The following is a 17,229-nucleotide window of genomic DNA, read 5'->3' as shown; positions in this document are numbered from 1 at the left end:
GGCGACGGGCGAGCCCGACCTCGACGCCGACGACCCGCGCCGGCGGCCCGCGACCTCCCAGGCCGTTCCGCGACGGCCTAGGCGGGCGAGAAGAGGATCTTCGACGTGCCCGGGTCGGCCTCGGTCAGCCGGACCCGGATCCGGTCGCCCAGGGGTAGGTCGAGCGTGCTGGACCGGATGCGGCCGACCACCGCCGGGTCCTCCAGGTGGACCGTGCCCACCAGCGGCTCCCGGTCCTCGACCTCGATGACCGTGGCCTCGAAGGTCTCCCCGACGCGGTCCTTGAGCACGGCGGCCTCGACCAGGTCCACCGACTCCCGCTCGACCGTGTTCGCTCGCCGGCTGCCCTGCGCCATCTCCTCCGGGAGCGCGGGGAGGGCCGCGAGCACCCACGGCGGCGGTTCCGTCCCGGCCACCGCCGCCAGGCACAACTCCCCGGCGTAGCGGTCGACGAGCCGGCGCAGCGGCGCGGTGCAGTGCGTGTACGGGGCCGCCACCGCGGAATGGATCGCCGGGTCGGGGCTCTCGCCGCCGGTGAAGACCGTGTAGCCCGCGCCGCGCAGCAGGGCCGTGCACTCCTGGAGGAAGGCGGCGTGGGCGGGGCGGTGCGGGTCGAGGGAGCGCACGAGTTCGGCGTACGGCACATGGTGCGGCCAGTCGATCCGCAGGGCCTTCGCGGTCCGCCGGAGCCTGCCGACCGCGCCGTCGGGGGCGCTGGGCAACGTACGCAGGATGCCCGTGCCGGTGGCCAGCATCAGATCGGCCGCGGCCATGCCGGTCATCAGGGAGATCTGCGCGTTCCAGCCGTCGGCGGGCAGCGGGGCGCGGTAGGCCAGGGAGTACGTGCCGTCGCGCTCGACGACCTCCTGCTCGGGCACGTTGAGGGAGATGCCGCCGCGGGCCTGTTCCAGGGCCTCGCGGAGCTGGCCGACGTCCTTCAGGAGGGCGAGGGGTTCCTCCGCCGTACCGGTGTCGATGGCCTTCTGGACGCCGTCGTAGTCGAGCCTGGCCCGGCTGCGGATCAGCGCGCGGCGGACGTCGACGGTCTCGACGCGGCCGTCGGGGTCCAGGTCGAAGCGCCACACCAGGGCCGGGCGGATCCGGTCGGGCAGCAGGCTGGCCGCGCCCTCCGAGAGGACGGTCGGGTGCAGCGGGACCCTCCCGTCGGGGAAGTACATGGTGCTCACGCGGCGGTGGGCCTCGGCGTCGAGCGCGCCGCCGGGGGTGACGAAGGCGGCGACGTCGGCGATGGCGTAGTGGACCCGGTAACCGCCGCCGGAGCGCTTCGCCAGGTGCATGGCCTGGTCGAGGTCGACGGAGGCCGGCGGGTCGATCGTGAAGAAGGGGATGTCCGTACTGTCCAGCTCCGGGAGGCGGGGGTGCGTCGCCGCGTGCTCGGCCTCGGCGAGGGCCGCGGCCGGGAACGCCTCGGGCACCTCCAGCTTCGTCCGCAGTTCGCGCAGCGCGGCCCGCAGAGCAGCCCCGTCTGCGCCGGCCATGTGGATCTGACGGCGTGGCATGCGTCGAGCCTAGAGCGGGCGGCCTCGGACGGCGCGGCGAGCGGGGGCGGCGGACGTCTACCCTGGCTCGGGGGCCGCACCCCCTGCGACGTCGTACCGAAGGAGAACCACCGTGCTCGTGCTGCTGCCGCCGTCCGAAGGAAAGGCCGCCGGCGGCTCCGGCGCACCCCTGAGGCCGGAGGCGCTGTCCCTGCCCGGTCTCGCTCCGGCCCGTGCGGCGGTGCTGGAGGAGCTGGTCGAGCTGTGCGCGGCGGACGAGCTGAAGGCGCGCGAGGTGCTGGGCCTGAGCGAGGGCCTGCGCGGCGAGGTCGCCAAGAACGTGGAGCTGCGGACGGCGGGGGCCCGTCCGGCGGGCGAGATCTACACGGGTGTGCTCTACGACGCGCTCGGTCTGGCCGATCTGCCCGCGGCGGCGCGGGCATCGGCCGAGGACGCGCTGCTCGTCTTCTCGGGGCTGTGGGGCGCGGTGCGGATCACCGACGCGATCCCCTCGTACCGCTGCTCGATGGGCGTGAAGCTGCCCGGGCTGGGCGCGCTGGGCGCGTACTGGCGGGTGCCGATGGCGGAGGTCATGCCGGAGGCGGCCGGGGACGGGCTGGTGCTGGACCTGCGGTCGGCGGCGTACGGGGCGGCGTGGAAGCCGAAGGGCGAGGTGGCGGGGCGGACCGCGACCGTCCGGGTGCTGCACTCGCAGATCGTGGACGGGGTGGAGAAGCGGTCGGTGGTGAGCCACTTCAACAAGGCGACGAAGGGTCGGCTGGTACGGGACCTGCTGACGGCGGGGGCCGCGCCGACCTCGCCCGCCGAGCTGGTCACGGCCCTGCGGGACCTGGGGTACACGGTCGAGGCCGAGGCCCCCGCGAAGCCGGCGAAGGCCTGGTCCCTCGATGTGGTCGTGACGCAGATCCACCACTGACGCGCCGCCCCGATTTCAGCCCCGCCCGCGTTCGAGGCGCGGGCTCCGGGGCGGCCGCCCGGGGAGAGACGGGCTAGTGGCCCAGGGGCCAGGCGACCGCGGCCGGGGTCAGGTTCGCGGTACCCGCGTAAGCGGCGCAGGCGTCCGTCAGGGTTTCCAGGAGGGTGAGCGGGTCCGGGAGGGTGTGCTCCATGCCGCGGATCCAGGTCACCGCCTGGTCACCGGGCAGAGCTGCCGGCGGGACCAGGACGTAGCTGCCGCGGCAGTGCCAGCGCAGGCCCGGGTGCTCGTCCATCGTCTCGGGGTGGCAGTCCAGTTCGCACGGCCACCACTCGTCCTCGTCCTCGGGGGTGCCGCGGGTGGCGGTGAAGAAGAGCATCCGGGCCTGTTCGCCGGTGCCGCTCGATTCGGCGACGGGGCCGACCTCGATCCCGGCGTCGAGCAGTCGGGCGAGGGCTGCGGTGCCGGCCTCCAGCGGGACGTCGAGCACGTCGTGGACCATGCCGGTCGCGGTGATGAAGTTGGCCTGGGGCTGGTTGCGTACCCAGCGTTCGACCTGTGCGCGGTCGGTGGTCGACTGGGTCTGCCAGGCGAAGGAGACGGGGTGCCGTGCGGGCGTCGGACAGCCGATCCGGTCGCACGAACAGCGGTAACCGGCGGGATGGGCGGCGGGGGCGAGCGGCAGGCCCGCGGCGGCGACGGCCAGGAGGAGCGCCTCGCGCTCCGCTCCGGGATCCTCGGCGGTGGGTTTCTGCCGCCGGCGCAGCCACTGGGAAATCCTGCTCTGCTCGCCGCGTTTGACGCGGCCGGACTCAGACCCCATCTATCCCCTCACCTCACCGTATCCCCGGCGGACCGACCCATCGTCCCACCATCCTGAGCCCCGGGTGACCGCTCTTGACGACCGGGGGGTTGGAGATACGCGACCAGAAATCCCCACATAACCATAGAATCCGGCCAAATGTTCTCGGCCGATCTTCGGTTCCCTGCCCGCTATCGGGCGGTGACGTTGGCCACCCCGCCCAGCACCCGGTCCACGAGCGCGTCGGTGTAAGCGTGCGTCAGGGGCGCGGTGCGCAGCAGCCAGCGGTAGGTCAGCGGTCCCACGAGCATCTCCACCATCAGCCGCAGATCCGTGTCCGGCGCGAGGTGGCCGGCCTCGCGGGCCGCGTGCAGCCGGGCCTCGTAGAGGGCGAGCTGGGGCTCCAGCAGTTGCTCGGTGAAGCGGGCGCCGAGCTCGGGGTCGGTGGCCCCGGCCGCCGTCAGGGCGCGGGTGGGGGCGTCGTACTTCTCGTCGTTGAACTGGTCGACCGTCGCCCGCAGGACGAGTTTCAGGTCCGCCGCGAGATCCCCGGTGTCGGGGAAGCCGGTCCACTCGGCCTCCGTCTCCGCGTCCCCGGCGAGAGCGAGCGAGGCGTCGAGGAGGACGGCGGCCTTCGAGGGCCACCAGCGGTAGATGGTCTGCTTGCCGACGCCCGCGCGGGCGGCGATGGCCTCGATGGTCAGCTTGTTGTAGCCGACCTCCCCGACGAGGGCGAGCGCGGCGTCGAGGATGGCGTGCCGGGAGCGGTCGCTGCGGCGGGTGGCGTCAGGGGTCTTGGGCATGACCTGAAATTACCAAAGCGAGACGTCTCGTCTTTCCCCAGGTTTGCGTAAACCACCCGATCAGTTCACTGTGCTGTCCAGGTGAAGGAGAGACGATTCTCTCCAGCACTCGTCCCGAGTCGTGAAAGTCGTGAGGAGCCTTCTTTGCGCAGAGACGCCACACCCCGGCGCTACCTGATGTGCCCACCCGCACACTTCAAGGTCACGTACTCCATCAATCCGTGGATGGATCCCACGAAACCGGTGGACCTGCCCCTCGCACTGGCCCAGTGGGAAGACCTGAGGGATCGTTACCGCTCCCTCGGCCACATCGTCGAGACCCTCGAACCCGACCCGGCGCTGCCCGACATGGTCTTCGCGGCGAACGGGGCCCTCGTCGTGGACGGCCGGGTCCTCGGGGCCCGGTTCGCCTACCCGGAACGCACCGCCGAGGCCGCGCGGCACCTCGCATGGTTCCGTGCCGCCGGTTACCCGGAGATCCACGAGCCCTCCCACGTGAACGAGGGTGAGGGGGACTTCGCGGTCACCGAGCACTACATCCTGGCCGGTCGGGGCTTCCGCTCCAGTCCGCTCTCGCACGACGAGGCCCAGGAGTTCTTCGGCCGCCCGGTCATCGGCCTCGACCTGGTGGATCCGCGCTACTACCACCTGGACACGGCGCTCAGCGTCCTCGACGGCGACGAGATCATGTACTACCCGGAGGCCTTCTCACCCGGCAGCCAGGGAGTGCTCAGGCGGCTCTTCCCGGACGCCCTGATCGCCGACGGCCGGGACGCGGCCGCCCTCGGTCTGAACGCGGTCTCCGACGGCCTGCACGTCCTGCTCCCGCAGGCGGCGACCGGCCTGCTGGAGCCGCTGCGGGACCGGGGCTTCGAGCCGGTCCCGATGGATCTGGGCGAGCTGCTCAAGGGCGGCGGCAGCGTGAAGTGCTGCACCCAGGAGCTGCGCCCGTAGGACCGGCCACGGCTACGGTGCCGGGGGCCAGGCCTGGCCCCAGTCGGCGTCCCGGGCGGCCTTGTAGAGGTCGCCCTGACGCTTGGTCACGTTGACCCGGGTCAGGCCGTCCCCCTCGGGGCCGCACAGTTCCAGCAGGACGAGCCCCTTCCGGATCTGCGGCCTCCGCGTGATCCGGGAGGCGGCCGGCTCCGTCGGGAAGCGGGTGGCGGCGACGTAGCTGAACTTCTCGTCCTCGTAGGGCAGCGAGCCGCCCTTGACCTGGCGGTGCAGGGAGGACCGGCTCACCCGCGCCGAGAAGTGGCACCAGTCCTGGCCGACCTCGATCGGACAGGTCCCGTCGTGCGGGCACGGGGCGGCGATCCGCAGCCCGGCCTCGATCAGCTGGTCGCGGGCCTCGCGGATGCGCAGGTAGCCCTCCGGCGTGCCCGGCTCGATCAGCACCACGGCCTGGCCGGCCCGCGCCGCCTCGGCGACGACGGCCGTGCGCGCCGGTGCGGTCAGTTCACCCAGTACGTAGGAGACCGTCACCAGGTCCACCTCGGGCAGGGTCAGCCCGGAGCCGATGACCGCCCGGCGCCAGGCCGCGGCGCGGAGCACCTCCGAGGAGGACGCCGCCGCCAGTTCCCGGCCGAGGGCCAGGGCCGGCTCCGCCCAGTCCAGCACCGTGGTCTCCCGCGGGCCGTCCCAGGTGGCGTCCACCGCCCAGGTCGCGGCACCCGTGCCGCCGCCCACGTCCACGTGCGAGCCCGGCGCCCAGTCGGGCGCGGCCTCGGCCAGCCCGTCGAGGGCGCCCCGGACGGCCTCGAAGGTGGCGGGCATCCGGTACGCCGCGTACGCCGCCACGTCGGAACGGTCGCGCAGTACGGGCGCGTCGGTCGGGGTCTGCCCCCGGTAGCTGGCGATGAGCCGCTCGACGGCGGCGGTGGCCTGCTTCGGCGGGAGCCCGTCGAGCAGTCCGCCGAGCGTGCGGCGGAGGGTTTCGGCGGAGGTGGGGGCGGAGGCGTTCACCGGCGAAGTTTATGCCGCCGGGCCACGTGGCCCCGCCCCGGGACGGGAGCGGCGCCGGCGTGGGCGGACCGCGGCGCCGCGAGGTGCGCCGGGTCATCGGCTGCCCGCGATCCATCGTCGGACGGCCGCGTTGGTGGTCTCGTCGAGTGCGGCGACGGCCTCGACGGCGTGCCGGTCCGCGGTGAGCGGTGGGATGCCGGCGGTGGTCAGCGCGGCGAGCAGGTCGAGGCGCCTGCGCTGTGCCGCGCCGATCCGGCCGGCGGACCCCTGCCGCGGGTCCGGGGTCACCGCGTCGCCTTCGAAGGAAGCCTCCTCCTCGTCGGCCAGTCCCCACACCCCGGGGAAGCGGTAGGGGTCGAGCGCCTCCTGTGGTGTCAGCGCGGGTGGGGAAGCGCGCCACGGTTTCATGCGGGGACCTCCTGGAGGCTGCCTGGGGGTGGGGGCGTCGCGGGCGCGCGGTGGTGAGCGCTCATGTCCGCTGCTCGTGCAGGACGTGGGCGCCCGCCGCGATGACCTCGGCGAGCTGATGGGCGACGGAGACGCTGCATCCGCCGAGCCGGACGAACCCGCGCGAGCCCACGGGCCCGTCGTTGGTCAGGGAGGGCAGGACCAGCCCCGCGAGCGCGAGGGCTGCCTCAAGACTCGTGACGGCTTCCAGGCCCGCTTGGTAGGCGGCGTCCTGAAGTCGCTTGTAGCGCAGTCGCTCGGCGTGGGAGGGCTCGTACACCATCGTTGCTGTCCTCGCGGTCGGTCGGTCGTGGGTGTGGTGGCGTGTGGTGCTGCGGAGTCCGGGCAGCCGTCGGCTCGAGATGGCGGACCGCCCGTGACTTATCGGAATCGGTTGTCGTTCCTCAGGTGAAAACGATCACTGAGGCTCCGGGAAGGACCACGTACTCCATGCGGTCAGCGGCGCTCGCGCTTTCCTCCCCGGCGCCGTACGCACCCCCGGCCGGGGGCTGTCCGGACGGGATCGTCATGCCCCGTAGTGGAGTTCGGGGGTCGTGGAGGGCCTGGAGCTGCGGTGCCGTGGCGTGGATTGGCGGGGCGGTCGGGTGAGCGTGATCTGGCGGACGAGCTGTTGGAAGCAGGCGAGCGCGGCGATGGCGGGCAGGGTCGCGGCGGCCTGGGCGGCGATCGTCCTCGGCGCCTGCGACACGCACAGCAGCGTGGCCAAGGTGGAGAACAACAGGACGACGGACCACGAGTGGGCGGCTCGGCGCTGGTGCAGCGCCGCCCTCAGGATGGACAGGGAGGCGACCGTCCAGGGGCCGTAGATCAGCAGCGGCCACCAGCCGACCACGTCGTGGGCGGTACGGGGCATCGCGCTGTGCCGAAGGGCGTCACAGATCGCGAGGCCGCTGAGGGTACTCACGACGGCGGCGATGAGCGCGACCAACAGGGCCGTGCACAGGCTGCCCGTCCGGAGCAGGGCCACGGTCGGCGCCCTCGCCGGGACGGTCCGGCGGTGGCCCCGGGACGCCGGCGCCTGCGGCAGCCCGAAGGTGTCCGGCGGGCCGGCCACCGGAACATCGGTGCCCATCGGGCCGTTCGCCTCGTCGAAGACGGCCTTTCCGAAGGTCTCCGTCCGGCCGGCGGCCATGCTCCCCTGAAGGAGAAAGGCGAGCTCCTCCGCCGGATCCCATCCGCTGTTCGTGGCCGTCAGCAGGTCCGGATCCGGCCCGGGCCGGAACGCGTGGGCCTCCGGTGACGGGGGGAAGCCGCTCCGGTCGGGATGGTCGCGATGATCGGGATGGTCGGGACGACCGAGCGGTCCGTACGGTTCATACACGGGAGTCCTGCTTCGCCGGCTCGTCGGCGTACATCCCGGACGCGGCCACGTCGCGCGATCGCAGATCGAACTCGCGATGGATCGCGCCGATCTCCTTCAGGAAATCCTCGACGACCGAGGCCGAGTAATTCAGTTCGATTTCCCGACCTTCTTGATGCAGGGTCGCGTTCCCGCCCTGAGCGCGGTCCGGTGAAGCCGGCGTGAATGTCCACGTGCCCATGCGGGCGCCCCCGGGGGGAACGGCGAGATCTTTGTCTGTTGTATGACGATGAAAGATTGCGCCGAGGTTTGCTCTTGTCATAGTCCACCCAACGCTTCCGGCGTCGGGCAGGGTATGCGCCATGCGGGTGATGATGGCGTGGCGGGTGGGTGTCGACCCGCATCATGCAAATCGGAAAAGACTGCAATCCGGCTGCGTGCTGCACATGGTGCATTGAGAGGGCGGGGCCATAACCCTGCATATGCCGATGCGTTGTGTCGTTGTGTTGCCGAGGGTTCGACCGCGAGCCCCGCTGCATGGATCCGTCACTGGAAAGGGACCGCTGTGGCAGACGTGTTGATGAGGCTTGTGCTGATCTGTGCAGTGCTGGGTGCGTTCTGGGGCGCACTGACATCGTCCGGGGTGGGCCGAATGCGGCACAGGGACGTTCTCGAACTGAGGCGTCAGCAGCACTTCAGGTCTGTCCTGACCCGGAACGCGCAGCTCGGCCGGCTCACCCGGCAGCAAGCGCCGGCGGCTGCCGAACCGGCGCGAGAACCCGGCGGCGGTGCGGCGGCGTGTGCCGCCTGTGGAGCCCTGTCCGGTTGGGAGGGCGGCGTCACCGGCTGAGCTTCGGCGCCGCCCATCGCCTACGCGGGCCGGGTGTGGATCCGGTTGGTGTCACGGATGAACCGGCGACTCTGCTCGGGTCCGAGCGCCTGCGCCTGCAGGTGGTCGTACATGAGGTGGTAGGGCCGGCGGTCCGCGGCCTTCTCCAGGTAGAGGTCGCTGGTGAAGCGCTCCAGATACACGACTCCCGCGTCACTGTCGGGGAACGAGAGGATGGAGAACTGCCCCGAGACGCCGGGGTGGGCTCCCGCGGTGTGCGAGAGGACCTGCACGGTGATGTGCGGTTGGGCGCTGAGCCGGTCCAGATGATCGAGCTGTTCGCGCATGATGTCGGGGGTGCCGACGGCGCGGTGTAATGCCGATTCGTCCAGGACGACCCATAAGCGCAGGGAGCGGGCGGGGTGGTGGGCGCGATGCTGGCGCCGTAGCCGTACCTGGAGCAGGGTGGCGGCCTGCTCGGCCGTGATGTGCGGGTTCGTCTCGGCGATGACCGCGGCGGCGTAGGCGGGGGTCTGCAGCAGACCGGGGATCACCAGGGGCTCGTACGAGTGGATGGCGACGGCCTCCGTCTCCATCCCGACGAACACGCTGTAGGGGACGTCGCCGTACGCGACCCACCAGCCCTGCTGGCGGGACTGCTTCGCCATCCGCATCATCGAGGCGACGAGCGACTGGTCGCTGACCTCGTAGAGCTCGCACAGATCGCGCACGTCGCGGGGGTTGATGGCGCGACGCCCCGTCTCCAGCAGGCTGATCTTGGACTGGGACACCAGGAGCCGACCCGCCACCTGCTGGGACGTCATGCCCGCGGCACGGCGTAGCTGGCGAAGTTCCGCCCCCAGGCGGCGCCTTCTGACGGTGGGGCTTCCGATCGCCGCCATGGGCGGTCTACCTCCAACTACGGGGCTTCATGCAGAAGTGCGCACCCAGGGACAAGTATCGCCAAAAGCATTCTGCATACCCGAACCGACGAGGCGTGCACCCGCACGGCGAAAACCACCTGTTCGGCCCAAGGGCAACCCCCTCGACGGGCCACCCGGCGCCGGTCGGCCGCACCCCTCGCCACGACCCTGACCAGCGGGAACGGTCACGGTTTCAGACCGCTGACGTTCCCGCCGGACGGGTTGCTCCATTCGGGTGACCGAGGGCGGTCAGAGAGCGGCGGGTTCCAGCGGTTCGCGGCTGCGCCACGGGCGGCACAGACCGAAGAAGGCGCTCAGGGCGAGCAGGGCGCACACCAGCTGGACCAGGGCCATCGGGACCGCGGTGTCCTCGCCCGCGATACCCACCAGGGGGGAGGCGATCGCACCCACCAGGAACGAGGTGGTGCCGAGCAGCGCGGAGGCCGAGCCGGCCGCGTGCGGGGTCCGCATCAGGGCCTGCGCGTTGGTGTTCGGCAGGACCACGCCCATCGCCGACATCAGCACGAACAGCGCGGCGGCGATCGGGGTCAGCCCGACCTCCCCGAAGACGCCGGTCGACATCAGCAGCAGGGCCACCGCGGCGACGGTGACGATCGTGAGCCCGAAGGTCAGCGCCTTGTCCAGGCTGACCCGGCCCACCAGCAGCTTGCCGTTGATCTGGCCGACGAGGATCAGGCCGACGGAGTTGAGCCCGAAGAGCAGGGAGAAGGCCTGGGGCGAGGCCCCGTAGATCTCCTGGATGACGAACGGCGAGGCGGAGATGTAGGAGAAGAGCGCGGCGAAGGCGAAGCCGCCGGTCAGGGTGTAGCCGGCGAAGACGCGGTCGCCGAGCAGCCCGCGCATGGTCCGCAGGGCCGAGCCGACGCCGCCGGTGTGCCGTCGTTCGGGCGGCAGGGTCTCGCCGAGGGCGCGCCAGACCAGCAGGGTCAACGCCGCGCCGACGACGGTGAGGACGACGAAGACCCCGCGCCAGTCGGCGAAGCGCAGCACCTGGCCGCCGATGAGCGGGGCGATGATCGGGGCGGCCCCGGATATGAGCATCAGGGTGGAGAAGAAGCGGGCCATCTCGTCGCCGTCGTACAGGTCGCGCACGACGGCGCGTGCGATGACGATCGCGGCGGCGCCGGCGAGGCCCTGGAGCAGCCGGAAGGCGATGAGCAGTTCGGCGGTCGGGGCGAGCGCGCAGATCGCGGTGGCCAGGACGTAGACGACCATGCCGATGAGCAGGGGCCGGCGGCGGCCCCACTTGTCGCTCATCGGGCCGATGACCAGCTGGCCCATGGCCATGCCGGCGAGACAGGCGGTGAGGGTGAGCTGGATGGTCGCGGCCGGGCTGTTCAGGGCGTCGGTGACCTGCGGCAGGGCCGGCAGGTACATGTCCATGGACAGCGGGGGGAGGGCGGTGAGCCCGCCGAGGATGAAGGTGACCAGCAGGCTCGTGCGGCGGGCGGCCTTCAGGGGTGTCGAGGCGGTGGGGACAGGGGGTGACGCGGGCGACGAGTCGTGCGAGGCGGCCGTCGCGGGGCCTCTCTCCGACATGCGGAACTCCAGTCTTCTCATCTGATCTACGCACCCCTGACCGACCCATGTTCTCAGCAATCGGAACGTCCGGGGAACGGGGCGTCGTGTGACGTAGCCTGCGGCCCCATGGACGAACGTACGAAGAAGATCGCCGTGGTGACGGGCGCCGGCTCCGGGATCGGCCGCTCCGTGGCGCTGACCCTGGCCGCTGCGGGCTGGGCCGTGGCCGTGGCCGGCCGTCGCACCGAGCCGCTGGAGGAGACCGCCGCGGCCGCCGGGGAGGACGCCGACGTGCTGTGCGTACGGGCGGACGTCAGCGACCCGGACGACGTGACGGCGCTCTTCGCGTCGGTCCGGGCCCGGTACGGACGCCTCGATCTGCTCTTCAACAACGCAGGCACCTTCGGGCCGGGCGGGGTCCCGCTGGAGGACCTCACCTACGAGGCCTGGCGCTCGGTCGTCGACGTCAACCTCACCGGCGCCTTCCTGTGCGCGCAGGCCGTCTTCCGGCAGATGAAACGACAGGATCCGCAGGGCGGCCGCATCATCAACAACGGCTCCATCTCGGCGCACGTGCCGCGCCCCCACTCCATCGCCTACACGGCGACCAAGCACGCGATGACCGGCCTGACCAAGTCCCTGTCGCTGGACGGGCGGCCGTACCGGATCGCCTGCGGCCAGATCGACATCGGCAACGCGGCGACCGATATGACCGAGCGGATGCAGACCGGCATCCTCCAGGCCAACGGGCAGTTGGCCGTCGAGCCGGTGATGGACGCCGCCGACGTGGCCCGCACCGTCCTGCACATGGCGGAGCTCCCGCTGGAGGCGAACGTGCAGTTCGCGACGGTGATGGCGACCTCGATGCCGTACATCGGCCGCGGCTGAGCGGTGCCGGACGGAGGGTTGCGCAGCCCGGGACGCACGGCCGGATACGCCGTACGGATCCGCGGCGGAGGCGCGGCCGAGGCGCGGCGGATCCGCCGCGGGAATCACATTGCCAGGCCGCGGGGGCGCGGTTGATCATGGCCGGATGACCGATACCGAGGTACTGCGCTACACCGCCTTCTCCCACGACCCGGACGGTGGCAACCCGGCCGGCGTCGTGCTCGACGCCGCCGGACTGGACGAGCGCGCCATGCTGGAGATCGCGGCCGAGCTGGGCTACAGCGAGTCGGCCTTCCTGACCGCCCCGCCCGAGGGGCTCGGCGGCGCGGAGGGCCGATCCTTCACCGTGCGCTACTTCAGCCCGAAGGTGGAGGTCCCCTTCTGCGGGCACGCGACCGTGGCCACGGCCGTGGCGCTGGGGGAGCGGCTCGGGCCGGGGGAGTTCCTCCTCGCCACCCGGGCGGGGACCGTACCGGTGTCCGTCACCTCCGAGGGCGGGCGGCTGCGGGCCACGCTCACCAGCGTCGAGCCGCACACCGAGGAGATCGGCGCCGCCGACCTCGCGGAAGCACTGGCCGCCCTGGACTGGCCCGAGGCCGACCTGGACCCGGCGTTCCCGCCCGCGATCGCCTACGCCGGGGCGCGGCACCTGGTGATCGGCGCCCGCACCCGGGCCCGGCTCGCGGACCTGGCCTACGACTTCGCCCGCCTGGAGGCCCTGATGCGGCGCCTGGACCTCGTCACGGTCCAGCTGGTGCACCGGACCGGCCCGGCGGAGTTCCACGTACGCAACCCCTTCCCGGTCGGCGGCGTGGTCGAGGACCCCGCCACGGGAGCCGCCGCGGCCGCCTTCGGCGCGTACGCCCGCGAGCGCGGCCTGGTCCCGGAGGACGCCGTGCTCACCCTCCACCAGGGAACGGACATGGGCCGCCCGGGGGTCCTCACGGTGGAACTGCGCGCGGGTGACCCCCGGGTCAGGGTGGGCGGCGAGGGCGTCCGCATCCCGTGAGAGGGCATGCCCGCACTACAGCCGCCCGGCGTTCCCGGCGTGGGGGTCCGGGGGCAGCGCCCCCGGCAGCGTCGCCGCAGCCGATTCAGGAGGTCCGCTCATGAGGGTGGTCGCTTTCGCCGAGGCCGACGTGCCCGAGGCGTCGGCTCGGCAGGTCGCCGCGCTGGAGGCGATGGTGTGGCCCGGCTCCACGCCGGGCCACGACCCGGCGCTGCGGCCGCGGACCATGCTGCTCGTGGACGGCTCCGGGACGGTGGCCGCCGCGCTGTCGCTGCTCCACAAGCCGATCCCGCTCGCGGGCCGTACGTACCGGGCCGCCGGGCTGAGCTCCGTGGTCGCGCTGCCGGAGCTGCGCGGCCGCGGCCTCGGCGGCCGGCTGGTGGCGGCCGCCCGCGCCGAACTGGCGGCGGACCCGGCCGTGGACCTGGCGCTCTTCAGCTGCGACCGGCCCCTGGCGGCCTTCTACGAGGCCGCCGGCTTCGAAGTGCTGCCCGGGACCGTCCTGGTGGGCGGCACCCCCGAGGATCCCCTGGCCACCGACGAGGAGGGCTTCGACAAGGTGGTGCAGGCGGCCTTCTTCACCGACGACCCGGGCCGGGTCCGCGCCGCCTTCACGGGCGTCCGCGTCCCGCTCCACCCCGGAAACACCGACAGGCTGTGGTGACGGGCCCGAGGGCCCCTCACCACAGCCTGTCGGCGGCGGTCCGAAGGAGACGTCCGCTCAGTTGGCGGGCGTCGAGTCCGAGTCCGAGGGCCGCAGCTTCGGCGCACTGGCGGCGCGGCTCCGGTCCACGAGGAACAGGGTCAGCACCGGGACCAGGTACAGCAGCCACACGGTGAGCTGGAGGACCGTGGGGTCGGGCTGGAAGTTGAAGACGCCCTTGAGCAGGGTCCCGTACCAGCTGTCCGGCGGGATCGTCTCGCTGATGTCGAAGGCCTTGTCGCCCAGGCCGCCGAGGAAGCGGGCCTCCTGGAGGTCGTGGACCCCGTACGCCAGCACGCCCGCGGCCACGATCACCAGCATGGCGCCGGTCCACCGGAAGAACTTCGCCAGATTGATCTTCAGCGTGCCCCGGTAGAAGAGGTAGCCCAGCAGGATCGCCGTGGCGATGCCCAGCAGCACGCCGATCAGCGGCGCCGAGGAACCCTCACCGCTGGCCCGTACCGACGCCCACACGAACAGCGCCGTCTCCAGGCCTTCCCGGCCGACGGCCAGGAAGGCGGTGGCGACCAGCGCCCCCGTGCCCATGGCCAGCGCCGTGTCGAGCTTGCCGTGCAGTTCGGCCTTCAGATGCCGCGCGGTGCGCTTCATCCAGAAGACCATCCACGTCACCAGACCCACCGAGATGATCGACAGGCTGCCGCCGAGCAGCTCCTGCGCCTCGAAGGTCAGCTCCTGGGTGCCGAATTCGAGCATCGCGCCGAAGGCGAGCGACAGCCCGCAGGCGATCGCGATGCCCAGCCACACCGGACGCAGGGCGTCCTTGCGGTCGGTCTTCACCAGGTAGGCGACGAGGATGCAGACGACCAGGCTGGCCTCCAGCCCCTCGCGCAGGCCGATCAGATAGTTGCCGAACACGGCGGTTGTTCCTCTCCGGCGGGGACTACGCGAACAGCGTCCGGCCCCACCAGTCGTCCTTGTCGCGGACGCCCGGCGGGACGGCGAAGACGGCCGAACCCACGTGCTGGATGTATTCGTTGAGCGCGTCGTTCTTCGACAGGTTGCGCTGGACCGGGACGAAGCCCTTGCGTATGTCGCGCTGGTAGGCGAGGAAGAACAGACCCGCGTCCAGGCGGCCCAGGCCGTCCGTGCCGTCGGTGAAGGAGTAGCCGCGGCGCAGGATCGTCGCACCGTCGTTGGTGTCCGGGTGCGCGAGGCGCACGTGCGCCTCCGGCTTCATCGCCTTCAGGAACGGCTCGTCGCGCTCCTTGGACTTGCCGACGGGGGCACCCTCGCCCTTGTCGCGGCCGAAGATGTCCTCCTGCTCCTGCAGCGAGGTCCGGTCCCAGGTCTCGATGTGCATCCGGATCCGGCGCGCCACCAGGTACGAACCACCGGTCAGCCAGTCGCTGCCGTCGCCCGCGGCGACCCACACGTGCTTGTCCAGGGCGGCCTTGTCGGTGCCGGAGATGTTCCGGGTGCCGTCCTTGAAGCCCATCATGTTGCGCGGGGTCTGCTCGTCCGGGGTGGTCGACGAGGTCTTGCCGAAGCCGAGCTGCGACCAGCGCATGGCGGTGCGGCCGAAGCCGATGCGGGCCAGCTGGCGGATCGCGTGCACCGCGACCTGCGGGTCGTCGGCGCAGGCCTGGACGCAGAGGTCGCCGCCGGAGCGGGCCGGGTCCAGGTTGTCGCCGGGGAACAGCTCCAGGTCCACCAGCGCCTCGGGGCGCCGACCCTCCAGCCCGAACCGGTCCTTGGCGAACAGGCCCGGCCCGAAGCCGATGGTCAGGGTGAGCCGGGAGGCCTTCAGGCCCAGCGCCTCGCCGGTGTCGTCCGGCGGGGCCTCCGGGAGGCCGCCGAAGCCGCCCTCACCGACCGGCAGACCGGCCGTCATCAGGCGGGCCGCCACCGTCCACTCCTTGAGGAGCTTGATCAGTTCCGCGCGGTCCTTCGTCTTCACGTCGAAGGCCGCGAAGTGCAGGCGGTCCTGCACGGCGGTCGCGATACCGGCCTGGTGCTCGCCGTGGAACGGCACGGCCGCCCCGGCGGCCGCCGCCGACACCATGTCCGGGCCGCCGCCGAAGGCCGCCACCGCACCGCCGGCCGCGGCGGCGCCGAGCGCGAACCCGGCCCCGCCCCAGCCCAGCACCGCACGCCGCGAGGGTGCCGCGCCGGAGGTCGCCGCCGCACCGTCGTCGCCTTGCTGAGACTGCTGCGGCTGCTGAGCAGCCGAGTCCGACTCGGTCATCGTCCTCTCCCGCCTGCTTCCGTCTCCGCCGGTTACTTGGTGACCGCTGCGGCGAGCTTGGAGAGCGGCTCGGCGAGCGCGTTCACGCCGTCCGAGAGCTCCTTGCGCTCCGGCTCGCCGACCTTGTCGTACGAGGTGAACTCGTAGGTGGTCTTGTCGGCGCGGTACTTGTCCAGAAGGGTGTTCAGGGCCGCGAACTGGGTGTCGAGCTGCTTGACCAGCTCCGGGTCGTTCTTCGAGGCGATCGGCTTGAGCAGCTCGAACGCCTTCTCCGCGCCCTCGACGTTGGCCTTGAAGTCGACCAGGTCGGTGCGCGAGTAGCGCTCCTCCTCACCGGTGACCTTGCCGGTGGCGACCTCGTCCAGGAGCTCCTTGGCGCCGTTGGCCATCGAGGTCGGGGTGATCTCCGCCTGGCCGACCTTCTTCTGCCAGTCGGTGAGGTCGGTGATCAGGAGGTCGGCGAGCTCCTTCTCCCGGTCGCCGATCTTGTTGTCGGCCCACAGGGCCTTCTCCAGGCGGTGCCAGCCGGTCCAGTCCTTCTCCAGGTCCTGACCGGCCTCCAGGCCGTCCTCGCGGACGTCGACCTTGGGGTCGATGTCACCGAAGGACTCGGCGACCGGCTCGGTGCGCTCCCAGCCGATGCGCGAGCCCGCGTAGAGCTTCTTCGCGCCCTCGACGTCGCCGGCCTTGACGGCGGCAGCGAAGGCCGTCGCCTTGGGGAGGGTCTCCTCGGCCTGCTGGACCACGTACGCGCGGTAGGCGGCGACCGCGGCGTCCATCTCGGGGGAGCGCTTCTCCTCGCCGCCCTTGCCGCCGGTGGCCTTGACCTTCTGGGAGATGCCGTCGCCCTTCATACCGGGCTTGCAGACGATCTCGTAGTCGCCGGCCTTGATCTCGGCGGTGATGGAGGCCTTGGTGCCGGGGCCGATGTTCTCGCGCTCGGTCACGATGCGGGCGTCCGGGAAGAGGACGTAGACCTCGGTGACCTTGGAGCCCTTGTTCTCGACGTCGATCTGCACCTTGCCGGACGGGAACTCCGTCTTCGACACCTCGCAGGCGCTGTCGGACGCCGCCACCTTGATCGCCTTGTCGCCACCCGCGTCGCTCTTCTCGGCGCAGCCGGTGACGGCGGTCAGTGCGGCCGCCACGGAGGCCGCGGCGATGACAGTGAGGCGAGCGGGGCGCATATGGGGGCTCCTGGCGTCGGACGTGAGGGGCCGCCCCGAGGAGGGAGAGGCCGTTGAGGCGGACCTAACTTAACCGAGGCTTACCTCACCCATACCCTGTCGTACCGTGATTCAGCTCACGGCTTTCGGCCACGGACACGGCCCTGTCACGGGCCCTCCACGGCAGCC

General features: G+C 71.9%; 18 protein-coding genes. 5 read left to right on the top strand and 13 right to left on the bottom strand.

All coding sequences use genetic code 11. The features are described 5' to 3' along the window. Positions 1 to 77: 77 nt before the first annotated feature. Positions 78 to 1,520, bottom strand: a complete 1,443-nt coding sequence (locus BCL76_RS07320; RefSeq protein ID WP_109778692.1) for an RNB domain-containing ribonuclease — start codon at positions 1,518 to 1,520, stop codon at positions 78 to 80. Between the two features lie 112 nt (positions 1,521 to 1,632). Here BCL76_RS07320 and yaaA point away from each other — a divergent pair, with 112 nt between their 5' ends. Continuing rightward, positions 1,633 to 2,436: a peroxide stress protein YaaA gene (gene yaaA, locus BCL76_RS07315; RefSeq protein ID WP_109778691.1), complete on the top strand. Its 804-nt coding sequence runs from the start codon at positions 1,633 to 1,635 to the stop codon at positions 2,434 to 2,436. Positions 2,437 to 2,509: 73 nt separating this feature from the next. Here yaaA and BCL76_RS07310 read toward each other — a convergent pair whose 3' ends face one another. Both BCL76_RS07310 and BCL76_RS07305 read right to left on the bottom strand, forming a co-directional pair. Beyond that, a complete protein-coding gene (locus tag BCL76_RS07310) occupies positions 2,510 to 3,259 on the bottom strand; it encodes a bifunctional DNA primase/polymerase (protein WP_109778690.1) in 750 nt (249 codons plus the stop codon). A gap of 170 nt (positions 3,260 to 3,429) precedes the next feature. Then, positions 3,430 to 4,041 (bottom strand): TetR/AcrR family transcriptional regulator, encoded by a 612-nt coding sequence (locus tag BCL76_RS07305; protein ID WP_109778689.1) that lies wholly within the window; start codon positions 4,039 to 4,041, stop codon positions 3,430 to 3,432. Positions 4,042 to 4,122: 81 nt separating this feature from the next. On the opposite strand from BCL76_RS07305, the gene ddaH reads away from it, so the two are divergent. After that, positions 4,123 to 4,995 carry a dimethylargininase gene (ddaH, locus tag BCL76_RS07300; protein ID WP_352041270.1) on the top strand — a complete coding sequence of 291 codons (873 nt, stop codon included), beginning with the start codon at positions 4,123 to 4,125 and terminating at the stop codon, positions 4,993 to 4,995. A gap of 12 nt (positions 4,996 to 5,007) precedes the next feature. On the opposite strand, the gene BCL76_RS07295 is transcribed toward ddaH, so the two are convergent. The 7 genes from BCL76_RS07295 to BCL76_RS07265 all read right to left on the bottom strand — a co-directional run bounded on the left by BCL76_RS07295 (position 5,008) and on the right by BCL76_RS07265 (position 11,086). After that, positions 5,008 to 6,006: a small ribosomal subunit Rsm22 family protein gene (locus BCL76_RS07295; protein ID WP_109778687.1), complete on the bottom strand. Its 999-nt coding sequence runs from the start codon at positions 6,004 to 6,006 to the stop codon at positions 5,008 to 5,010. Between the two features lie 93 nt (positions 6,007 to 6,099). After that, entirely contained in the window at positions 6,100 to 6,414 is a 315-nt protein-coding gene (locus BCL76_RS07290) for a hypothetical protein (RefSeq protein ID WP_109778686.1), read from the bottom strand. Positions 6,415 to 6,475: 61 nt separating this feature from the next. After that, on the bottom strand, positions 6,476 to 6,736 hold the full coding sequence (locus tag BCL76_RS07285; protein ID WP_109778685.1) for a hypothetical protein: 261 nt from the start codon (positions 6,734 to 6,736) through the stop codon (positions 6,476 to 6,478). A gap of 243 nt (positions 6,737 to 6,979) precedes the next feature. Beyond that, the gene (locus BCL76_RS07280) at positions 6,980 to 7,795 is read right to left on the bottom strand and encodes a hypothetical protein (protein ID WP_258309405.1); all 816 of its coding nucleotides are present in this window, start codon (positions 7,793 to 7,795) and stop codon (positions 6,980 to 6,982) included. Continuing rightward, positions 7,788 to 8,138: a hypothetical protein gene (locus tag BCL76_RS38475; RefSeq protein ID WP_146228336.1), complete on the bottom strand. Its 351-nt coding sequence runs from the start codon at positions 8,136 to 8,138 to the stop codon at positions 7,788 to 7,790. Before BCL76_RS38475 ends, BCL76_RS07280 begins: the two co-directional genes overlap by 8 nt. A gap of 506 nt (positions 8,139 to 8,644) precedes the next feature. After that, positions 8,645 to 9,505 carry a helix-turn-helix domain-containing protein gene (locus tag BCL76_RS07270; protein ID WP_109778683.1) on the bottom strand — a complete coding sequence of 287 codons (861 nt, stop codon included), beginning with the start codon at positions 9,503 to 9,505 and terminating at the stop codon, positions 8,645 to 8,647. A gap of 270 nt (positions 9,506 to 9,775) precedes the next feature. After that, positions 9,776 to 11,086 carry a Bcr/CflA family multidrug efflux MFS transporter gene (locus tag BCL76_RS07265; RefSeq protein WP_181382461.1) on the bottom strand — a complete coding sequence of 437 codons (1,311 nt, stop codon included), beginning with the start codon at positions 11,084 to 11,086 and terminating at the stop codon, positions 9,776 to 9,778. A gap of 108 nt (positions 11,087 to 11,194) precedes the next feature. Between BCL76_RS07265 and BCL76_RS07260 the strand changes: the two genes are divergently transcribed. From BCL76_RS07260 to BCL76_RS07250, 3 genes are all read left to right on the top strand, one after another. After that, positions 11,195 to 11,956: an SDR family oxidoreductase gene (locus BCL76_RS07260; RefSeq protein WP_109778681.1), complete on the top strand. Its 762-nt coding sequence runs from the start codon at positions 11,195 to 11,197 to the stop codon at positions 11,954 to 11,956. 145 nt (positions 11,957 to 12,101) lie between these two features. Continuing rightward, complete coding sequence (locus BCL76_RS07255; protein WP_109778680.1) at positions 12,102 to 12,965, top strand: PhzF family phenazine biosynthesis protein; 864 nt, start codon at positions 12,102 to 12,104, stop codon at positions 12,963 to 12,965. 100 nt (positions 12,966 to 13,065) lie between these two features. Next, the gene (locus BCL76_RS07250; protein ID WP_109778679.1) at positions 13,066 to 13,629 is read left to right on the top strand and encodes a GNAT family N-acetyltransferase; all 564 of its coding nucleotides are present in this window, start codon (positions 13,066 to 13,068) and stop codon (positions 13,627 to 13,629) included. 57 nt (positions 13,630 to 13,686) lie between these two features. Here the strand turns inward: BCL76_RS07250 and efeU are convergent, their stop codons facing one another. Genes efeU through efeO form a run of 3 tightly spaced genes read right to left on the bottom strand, consistent with a single transcriptional unit; the run spans position 13,687 to position 17,061 of the window. Next, positions 13,687 to 14,544, bottom strand: coding sequence for an iron uptake transporter permease EfeU (efeU, locus tag BCL76_RS07245; protein ID WP_109778678.1), 858 nt, complete (start codon positions 14,542 to 14,544; stop codon positions 13,687 to 13,689). Between the two features lie 25 nt (positions 14,545 to 14,569). After that, positions 14,570 to 15,874 (bottom strand): iron uptake transporter deferrochelatase/peroxidase subunit, encoded by a 1,305-nt coding sequence (efeB, locus tag BCL76_RS07240; protein WP_109778677.1) that lies wholly within the window; start codon positions 15,872 to 15,874, stop codon positions 14,570 to 14,572. Between the two features lie 32 nt (positions 15,875 to 15,906). Beyond that, the gene (gene efeO / locus BCL76_RS07235) at positions 15,907 to 17,061 is read right to left on the bottom strand and encodes an iron uptake system protein EfeO (RefSeq protein ID WP_109778676.1); all 1,155 of its coding nucleotides are present in this window, start codon (positions 17,059 to 17,061) and stop codon (positions 15,907 to 15,909) included. Between the last annotated feature and the right edge of the window lie 168 nt (positions 17,062 to 17,229).

Origin of the sequence: Streptomyces sp. CG 926 (genome assembly GCF_003148825.1) — a bacterium.
Classification (GTDB): Bacteria; Actinomycetota; Actinomycetes; order Streptomycetales; family Streptomycetaceae; genus Streptomyces.
Note: the sequence above shows the minus strand (reverse complement) of the source record. Positions and strands in the feature narration are given on the sequence as shown.